Source organism: Streptomyces sp. NPDC058664 (assembly GCF_042716635.1).
Taxonomy (GTDB): domain Bacteria; phylum Actinomycetota; class Actinomycetes; order Streptomycetales; family Streptomycetaceae; genus Streptomyces.
In genome coordinates, this window is sequence record NZ_JBHXRW010000061.1 from 37,889 (window position 1) to 45,092 (window position 7,204).

The following is a 7,204-nucleotide window of genomic DNA, read 5'->3' on the forward strand; positions in this document are numbered from 1 at the left end:
TTGTTCCGCATCGGCTTGTACGCCGGGATTTCCTGTACCCCAACTACTCACACCCGTTTCAGGAGGGTGAGCGGGCGGCCAGGGCTTCGTCGGCGGTGGGGTAGGTGAGGAAGAGGTCTTCCAGGCCGGTGAAGCGCAGCATGCGGCTCAGCCGGTCGGGGACGGCGGCCAGGACCACGGTCCCTTCTTCCTGCTGGGCGTAGCGCCAGATGCCGACCAGGGCGCTGAAGCCGGAGGAGTCGCAGAAGGTGACCTGGTGCATGTCCAGGATCAGGTGGTGGTGGCCTTGCCTGATCAGGGCGATGGCCTGGTCGCGTATAGCGGGCGCGGTGCCGTGGGTGAGTTCGCCGGTCACGGTGGCCACGGCGAGGTCGCCGTCGGTGTGCTGGCAGGTCAGGTGGGCGGTGGGGTTCACGGGCGGCTCTTCGGCTGCGGGTCGGCGGGGGCGATGGTGCGGGCGACGGCGCTGACACCGTCCACGGCGGTGTCGGGAGCGGGGACGGACAGGGCGAGGAGGGCGACGTCGTCGTCGGCGCCCTGGGGCAGGGTGCCGATGAGGTCGACGGTGTCCTCGATCAGGGCGGTGGCGCTGGCCGGCCGGGTCCGGCTGGTCAGGAAACGGGCCAGGCCCTCCTCGCCGATCATCGTGCCGTCGGGGGTGCGGGCTTCGATGAGCCCGTCGGTGTAGAGCAGCAGTGCCTCACCGGGGGCGAGGCGGAAGGTGTGGGAGGCGAAGCGGGCCTCGGCCAGGGCGCCGATGAGCATGCCGCCCTTGGGGTGTACGGGGTCGGCCAGGCGGCCGGTGCCGTCCGCGCGCAGGTGATAGAGCGGGGGATGGCCGCCGGTGGCCACGGTGACGGTGAAGGAGCCGTCCCGCTGGGGGTCGAGGATGCCGAATATGGCGGTGCAGTACCGGGTGCCGACCGCGGGATCCATCAGCAGCGAGTTGTTGAGCGCGTGCAGGACGGGCACGGGGTCGGAGTCCATGAGGGCGGCGGCGCGCAGGGTGTAACGGGTCAGGGAGGTCACCGCGGCGGCCTCCGGGCCCTTGCCGCACACGTCTCCCAGGAAGAATGCCCACCGACCGCCTCCGAGGGGGAAGACGTCGTAGAAGTCGCCCCCGACGTCCTGCGGGGAGGCCGCTGCGTAGTGGCAGGCCAGCTCCAGACCCGGCACCACCGGCAGGGAGGGCGGCAGCAGGGTCTTTTGCAGGGTGGCGGCGAACGTGGCGAGAGCGGCCTTGTCGCGTTCGGCCTGCTCCAGGGCCTTCTCCTGCTCCTTGCGGTGTTCCTGCTCGGTGCGCACGGCGTTCAGGGCCGAGAGCCGCATCTCCAGCTCGTCCCGGACAATCGCGGCGAGATCGGCGAGAGTGGCGGTGTCCTCGCGGGTGATCGAGCGGGGCTTGGTGTCGAGGATGTTGACGGTGCCCAGCCGGTGGCCGTCGATGGTGATGATCGGCGCGGCCGCGTAGAACCGCACGCCCATCGGGCCGGTGACCAGGCCGTTGGTGCGGGCGGCCGGGTCGGTCAGGGTGTCGGGGATGACCATGGTGTCGTCGTTGAGGATCGTCGAGCCGCACAGTCCGGGCTCGCGGCTGATCTCGCTGACGCCGTCCAGGCCGTGGGCGGCCTTGAACCAGATCCGGTCCTCGTCCACGATCGTCACACTCGCCACCGGCACCTTGAACAGCCGGGCGGCCATCGCCGCGACGCGATCGAACGCGCCGTCGGGCGGAGTGTCGAGAATGTCGTAGCGGCGCACCGCCTCCAGCCGGGCGGTCTCGTCCGCCACGCCTCGCGGTGGCCGCTGCCCAAGGAGGTCACCCCGCCTGGCCGCGTTTCGTGCCTGCGGCATACTTTGCACGCTCCCATCGGCCGGCGCGGGTGCCCGGCACCAGGATCGTAAATCGTTGCGGGATGAAAGCAGAAGGGCGCCCGTCCGTCCTGGACGAGGGTGGCCCTCGCATGCTGTTACCTGTCGAGGTAGAAGCGCACCGTCGTACCGGTCTCGCCGGTGTGCGTACGCACCAGGTCGGACACGTAATGGACCAGCATCAGACCCCGGCCGCCGAGCTGCGTGTGCTCCCGCGGGCGGCGGCCGGCCAGCGGGTCGGTCAGCCGGCCCGCATCGCGGACCTCACACACCAGCTGCCCCTGCTCGGCCCAGACGGCCAGCGTCCCGCGGCCGCCGCCGTGCACCACGCTGTTGGTCGTCAGCTCCGCGACCGCCAGCTCCGCATCCATCAGCCGCTCCCCGGCCAGGCCCAGCCGCATGGCCTCATCGACGGCGAAGAGGCGTACCGCGGGAAGCTCTTTCTCCCCGAAGGAGAAGACCGAGGCCCCCGGGGCGGGCGCCAACGCCTGGTTGTACCGGTCGACGATCGCTTCCCAGTCGTAGGCGTCACTGACCGACTCGCGGCCGTCGCCGCTGATGAGGGTCGGATGGGTCACCTTCGCGTCGGCGATCACCGTCTCGTCCAGACGCGTCTCGTCGTACGGGCACAGGATCGTCACCGCCCTGCCCTCGAACGCGGCGTTGATCAGCGCCTCGTGCTGCGCGCACGCCGGATACTCCACCTCGGACCGGCCCGCCCAGATCGGCTCGCCGATGATCCGCACCCGCCCCACCGGATGGGCGTCGGCGAACCCGCGCAGCACCTTGGGGATGATCCGCCCCGGATTGCGGCCGGCCTCGGTCATGTCCAGGAACACGATGCCCCCGGCGTCCGAGCCCAGCCCCGTCTTGATCAGCTCCAGGTTAGGGCCGGGCACCGCGACGGCCATCGGCTCGCCGTTCGCCAGGCCCTCCCGCAGGAACGCCACCGTCTGCTCGGTGTACTGCTCAAGGGTGCGGTAGAACAGGGCCGGGTGCACGAATGCCTCAGGGGTGACGGTGCTCATCGCGACGCCACCTCGATCCGGTCCAGACCCGGCCAGAACATCGCCAAGACCCGTGGCAGCTGCGGCGGGGGATGCTCGACCACGACCCTTCCGTCGGGCAGGTTCATGGCGGTGGCCGCGAGAGCCGTCACCCCGGCCACGTCGATGAACGCCACATCCCCCAGCTCCACGTACGATACGCCCGTGTGCCGCCGGGCCAGCTCCGACAGGGCCTGCTCCCAGGACGGACGGGTGAGAACACTGATCTCACCGCGGGCACGTATCCCGGGACGACCGGGCAACGGGCTCACCTCCAACGCGGCCCTCCCGGGCATCGCCGCTCCGGCCCCGCCCACCGAATGTGGGGCATCCACGCTCGGACTCCTTCACATCAAGCCGACGGCCCCGGCACAGCACGGGCGGAAAAACACTTCCCAACGACGCAGTGTAGACGGGCCGCTTGCCCGGGGCGGGCAGACGGGTCCTCTGCCCGGGGCCGGGCGCCTCACCATGGTCCCCGAACAGCTCCGGCGGGCCAAGGGAGCCGCCGCCCCCCACGCAGCCGTCGACACCGGCTTCCTCGAGCGGAGTGCAGGGCCGGCGTACGGCCTGATCCGCAGGTGGTCCAGGAACGCCGCCGCCTGATCGCAGCACCCTCCCGTGGAGCGGGACACGATCTGGAGTTCCTGCTCGCCGGGCGGGAGGGATCGGAGGTCTCGCCGGTTCCTGGCCTCTGTCCACAGGTGGTCCGCGCGAGGCTGCCGGGATGATCTCTTTCTCGTACCTTCGGGTGGGCCGGTGAGCGGCGTGGAGGCGCTGACCGCCGTGCTTCCGCGCCCTCGTAGGGAGTTCGCCGGCGGAGCATCGCGCCGTCGGCTGCGGTCGGTCCCGGCCCAGGCCGGTCCAGTCGTTCCGCTGAAGCTGGGCAACCCGCTCCAACTGTCGAAGACGATGCGGGCCCTGCTGCTCGCCGCGGTGCGTGCGCTGGTGTCGTCCCCGGCGCTGGCTGGGGCGTAGGACGGCGCGCGGCTGGCCTCGGTCGTACTGACGGCGAAGGCGGTGGAGCGGCGGACCGCCGCAATGCGCGAGCTGTCCCGCAGGGCGTTCCCCGCGACCGACGTCGTCCCTGACGGTGCGCTGTTGGCCGGGCACGTCCGGGCCATGGCGTTCGGCGCGGACACCGGCCGCCTGGACGTCGTCCCCGGCGCCCCTGCGTACGGTACGAAGCTGCGCTGGATCGCGCCGCGGCTCGTCGCCGTCGCCGTCGCCGTCGCCGTCGAGAAGGTGCCCGGCGCGAACGTGCGGTCCGTGCACGTCCTGCCCCCATGGCCGCCCCGACGAAGACACCATCGAGTACGTGCGTGTACTGGTCGGCGCGGACGCGCGAGGTCTGGACCGAGTCCTCCTCGAGAAGAGCCCCTCCGCAACCCCCGCCCACCCAAGCGCAGGAAATCCCCGCCGCCAGGCGAAAGCCGCACCCTTTCCCACAGCCGCGCGTGACGTTCTCGGAACAGCTGCTGCAAGAGCTCGCGGAGGCGGACGGCCGGATCATCAAGAACGGCAGCGGTACGGAGTGGGAGAAGTGGCCCTCCCTCGTCGCCGCGGCGCGCGGATCCGGAAGGATCCCCGCGACGAAGGAGCTGTATGGGGGTTGGTGCCGTGGCGGGTACGAGATCAAGCTCGTCGACATCCCCGCCTGGCGCCTTGCCGTCCTCGAGCCCCTCCCTGTCCCCTCGCGGCTCGCGCGGCCGCACAGCGTGCTACGGGCCACGCAGAACGAACCCCGGCCTCTGGGCCTGACCAAACCGGTCCAAGGACGCGCCCTCAGGCTTATCCAGGCGCTGATCACCGCCACCGAGAACGCAGGACACTCCAGTGGGGCAGGGCAGACCGGCTCCTCGCCCCGCCCCGTCGCCGCCGCAGGGCGTCTCCCCACTCCACCATCACCGCGCAGGGCCAGACCGTGGAGTTCCTCGTCCTCCAGGAGCAGGACCGGACCGAGCACGTCGCCACCGAGAAGGAACTCGCCGAGGCCAAGAAGAACTCCTGGATCAGGATCCCCCGCTTTGACCACACCCCCTCCGAACGCCTCCGCTTCGCCCTCAGCGGCGGCCAGCCGCACCGGACGAGCGAATGGTCCGACACCCCCGCACGCTCCCTCGAAGATCAGCTCGCCGAGATCGCGCAGGAGGTCACGCTTCGCGGTGAAGCCGCCGAACGCAGGCGTCTCGACGAGATCGAAGCAGCGCGTCAGAAACGCGTCCGCTGGGAAGCCGCCATGGCAGAAGCGCGCGTCCAGTACGCCGAGGCGTACCGCGTCAGGCACTTCGAGGCGCAGGAAGCAGCATGGCGCCACGCCACCCGACTGACCGAGTACGTGAGCGCCCTACGCTCCCGGGTCGGGGTCCTGCCCCAGGTCAGGCCAGGACCGAAGCCGAAACGTGGATCGACCGGGCGGCAACACGCGTGGAGCACCTCGACCCGCTGAACACACCGCCTCGACTGCCCGACATCCCCGAACCACGAGCCGACGATCTCAGGCCCTTTCTCGGGCACTGGAGCCCATACGGCCCCTGACTCAACATGGACCGGACCTCACCTAGCCTCACGGAATGTCACTACCGAGAAGCGGGTGGGGCTGGGGCAGCCAACAGCTCAGCGGCCAGTGCCCCAGCCACCTCAGCGTGTATCAGACCAGACAGCTGAGGGCTCCACTCGGTGGTCGCCAAGCCTGCATGACGACCCATCAGAAATCGTGCCGTCCGTGCGTCAACCGTGCGTCACGTGCGTCGAATATGCGTCAAGATATCGCACGTAACACACGTAACGCCCATAACGCACACTCGAAGAAACAGCAGGTCAGGCGTCCTTCTTCACCGGCTCCAGGATGGCGACGCACTCCACGTGGTGCGTCATCGGGAACAGGTCGAACGCCCTCAGCGTCCGTACCTTGTAGCCCCGCTCCGCGAAGTACGCCAGGTCGCGGGCCAGGGCTGCCGGGTCGCAGGCCACGTAGGCGATGCGGCGGGCGCCGAGGCCTGCGAGGTGGTGGACCGTCTGCTTGCCGGCGCCGGCGCGCGGGGGGTCCAGGACGATCAGGTCGACCTCGGTGATGCCCGTGCGCGGGAGGACCGATTCGACCTTGCCCTGTTCGATGCGGACGCGGGGGAAGCCGGCGAGGTTGTGGCGGGCGTCCTCCACCGCGCGCTTGCCGGACTCGATGCCGAGGACCGCGCCCCGGTCGCCGACGCGGTCGGCGAGGGCGCCCGCGAAGAGGCCGACGCCGCAGTAGAGGTCGAGGGCCGTGTCGCCCTTGCGGGGGGTCAGGCCCTGCATGACGGCGAGCATGAGGGTCTGGGCGGCCTTCGGGTGGACCTGCCAGAAGCCGCCGCTGCCGACGCGGTAGGTGCGCTCGTCGGCGCGCTCGCGGACGAAGGAGCGGCCGTGGACGCGGTGGACTCCGCCGTCCTTCTCGTCGACCCGCAGGACGGAGACCGGCTTGTCCAGTTCCACGAGCGGGAGCCGGGCGCCGGGGCGCGGGGTCAGGATGACCTGGCGGTCGTTCGAGCCGGAGGCGGCGATGGCCTCGACGGACGCCATGCCCTCCCAGTCGCGCTTCTCGACGCCGAGCTCCGAGACTCCCTGGGCGGCGATCATGCAGTGGTCGATGATCTCGACCTCGTGGGAGCGGTGCTTGCGCAGGCCGGCGTGGCCTTCGGCGTCGACGGCGTACTGGACGCGGGTGCGCCACTGCGGGACCTCGCCCGGCGGCAGCTTGTCGCCCTCGGCGGGCATGACGGTGCCGTCCCAGCCGGCCTCCTCGGGAGTGAGGCCGGCGAGCCGCTGGAGCTGCTCCGCGATGACCTCGCCCTTGAGGCGGCGCTGGGCGCCGGGCTTGGCGTGCTGCCAGTCGCAGCCGCCGCACTTGCCGGGTCCCGCGAAGGGGCAGGGCGCCTCGACGCGGTCCTTGGAGGGGTCGAGGATCGTGATCGCGTCGGCGCGCAGGAAGCGGGAGGTCTCCTCGCCCTCGGTGACGCGGGCGATGACCTTCTCACCGGGCAGTGCGTGGCGGACGAAGAGGACGCGGCCCTCCTCGGTGCGGGCGATGCAGTGGCCGCCGTGGGCCACCGGGCCGACCTCGACCTCGTACTCCTCCCCGATGAGCGACGACTCAGGTGCGTTCGCGTTCTGCATGACGGGGAGACTCCAGAGAATGAGAGAGGTGGGGGGGGGGGGGGCGGGGGCGCCCGCCCGCGCCGGGATAGTAAAAAAAAAAAACCCCACCGACCCTAGAGTGATGATTGTGGGGGGGGGGGGTGTGGGTC

7 protein-coding genes are annotated in these 7,204 nt (G+C 70.8%); 2 read left to right on the forward strand and 5 right to left on the reverse strand.

From position 1 onward, the window contains the following. Nucleotides 1-58 precede the first annotated feature (58 nt). The 4 genes from ACFWUY_RS33930 to ACFWUY_RS33945 form a co-directional block, all read right to left on the reverse strand. Complete coding sequence (locus ACFWUY_RS33930) at nucleotides 59-415, reverse strand: STAS domain-containing protein (RefSeq protein WP_384118932.1); 357 nt, start codon at nucleotides 413-415, stop codon at nucleotides 59-61. Next, nucleotides 412-1,791: a PP2C family protein-serine/threonine phosphatase gene (locus ACFWUY_RS33935; RefSeq protein ID WP_384118935.1), complete on the reverse strand. Its 1,380-nt coding sequence runs from the start codon at nucleotides 1,789-1,791 to the stop codon at nucleotides 412-414. The genes ACFWUY_RS33930 and ACFWUY_RS33935 overlap by 4 nt, the downstream gene beginning before the upstream one ends. A gap of 179 nt (nucleotides 1,792-1,970) precedes the next feature. After that, nucleotides 1,971-2,900 carry an anti-sigma factor RsbA family regulatory protein gene (locus tag ACFWUY_RS33940; protein WP_384118938.1) on the reverse strand — a complete coding sequence of 310 codons (930 nt, stop codon included), beginning with the start codon at nucleotides 2,898-2,900 and terminating at the stop codon, nucleotides 1,971-1,973. Beyond that, complete coding sequence (locus ACFWUY_RS33945) at nucleotides 2,897-3,214, reverse strand: STAS domain-containing protein (RefSeq protein WP_384118946.1); 318 nt, start codon at nucleotides 3,212-3,214, stop codon at nucleotides 2,897-2,899. Before ACFWUY_RS33945 ends, ACFWUY_RS33940 begins: the two co-directional genes overlap by 4 nt. 463 nt (nucleotides 3,215-3,677) lie before the next feature. On the opposite strand from ACFWUY_RS33945, the gene ACFWUY_RS33950 reads away from it, so the two are divergent. Next, nucleotides 3,678-3,896, forward strand: a complete 219-nt coding sequence (locus tag ACFWUY_RS33950; protein WP_384118940.1) for a hypothetical protein — start codon at nucleotides 3,678-3,680, stop codon at nucleotides 3,894-3,896. Between the two features lie 946 nt (nucleotides 3,897-4,842). Next, nucleotides 4,843-5,367 (forward strand): hypothetical protein, encoded by a 525-nt coding sequence (locus ACFWUY_RS33955; RefSeq protein ID WP_384118942.1) that lies wholly within the window; start codon nucleotides 4,843-4,845, stop codon nucleotides 5,365-5,367. Nucleotides 5,368-5,738: 371 nt separating this feature from the next. Here ACFWUY_RS33955 and ACFWUY_RS33960 read toward each other — a convergent pair whose 3' ends face one another. Further along, a complete protein-coding gene (locus ACFWUY_RS33960) occupies nucleotides 5,739-7,073 on the reverse strand; it encodes a class I SAM-dependent RNA methyltransferase (protein WP_384118944.1) in 1,335 nt (444 codons plus the stop codon). Nucleotides 7,074-7,204: the final 131 nt, after the last annotated feature.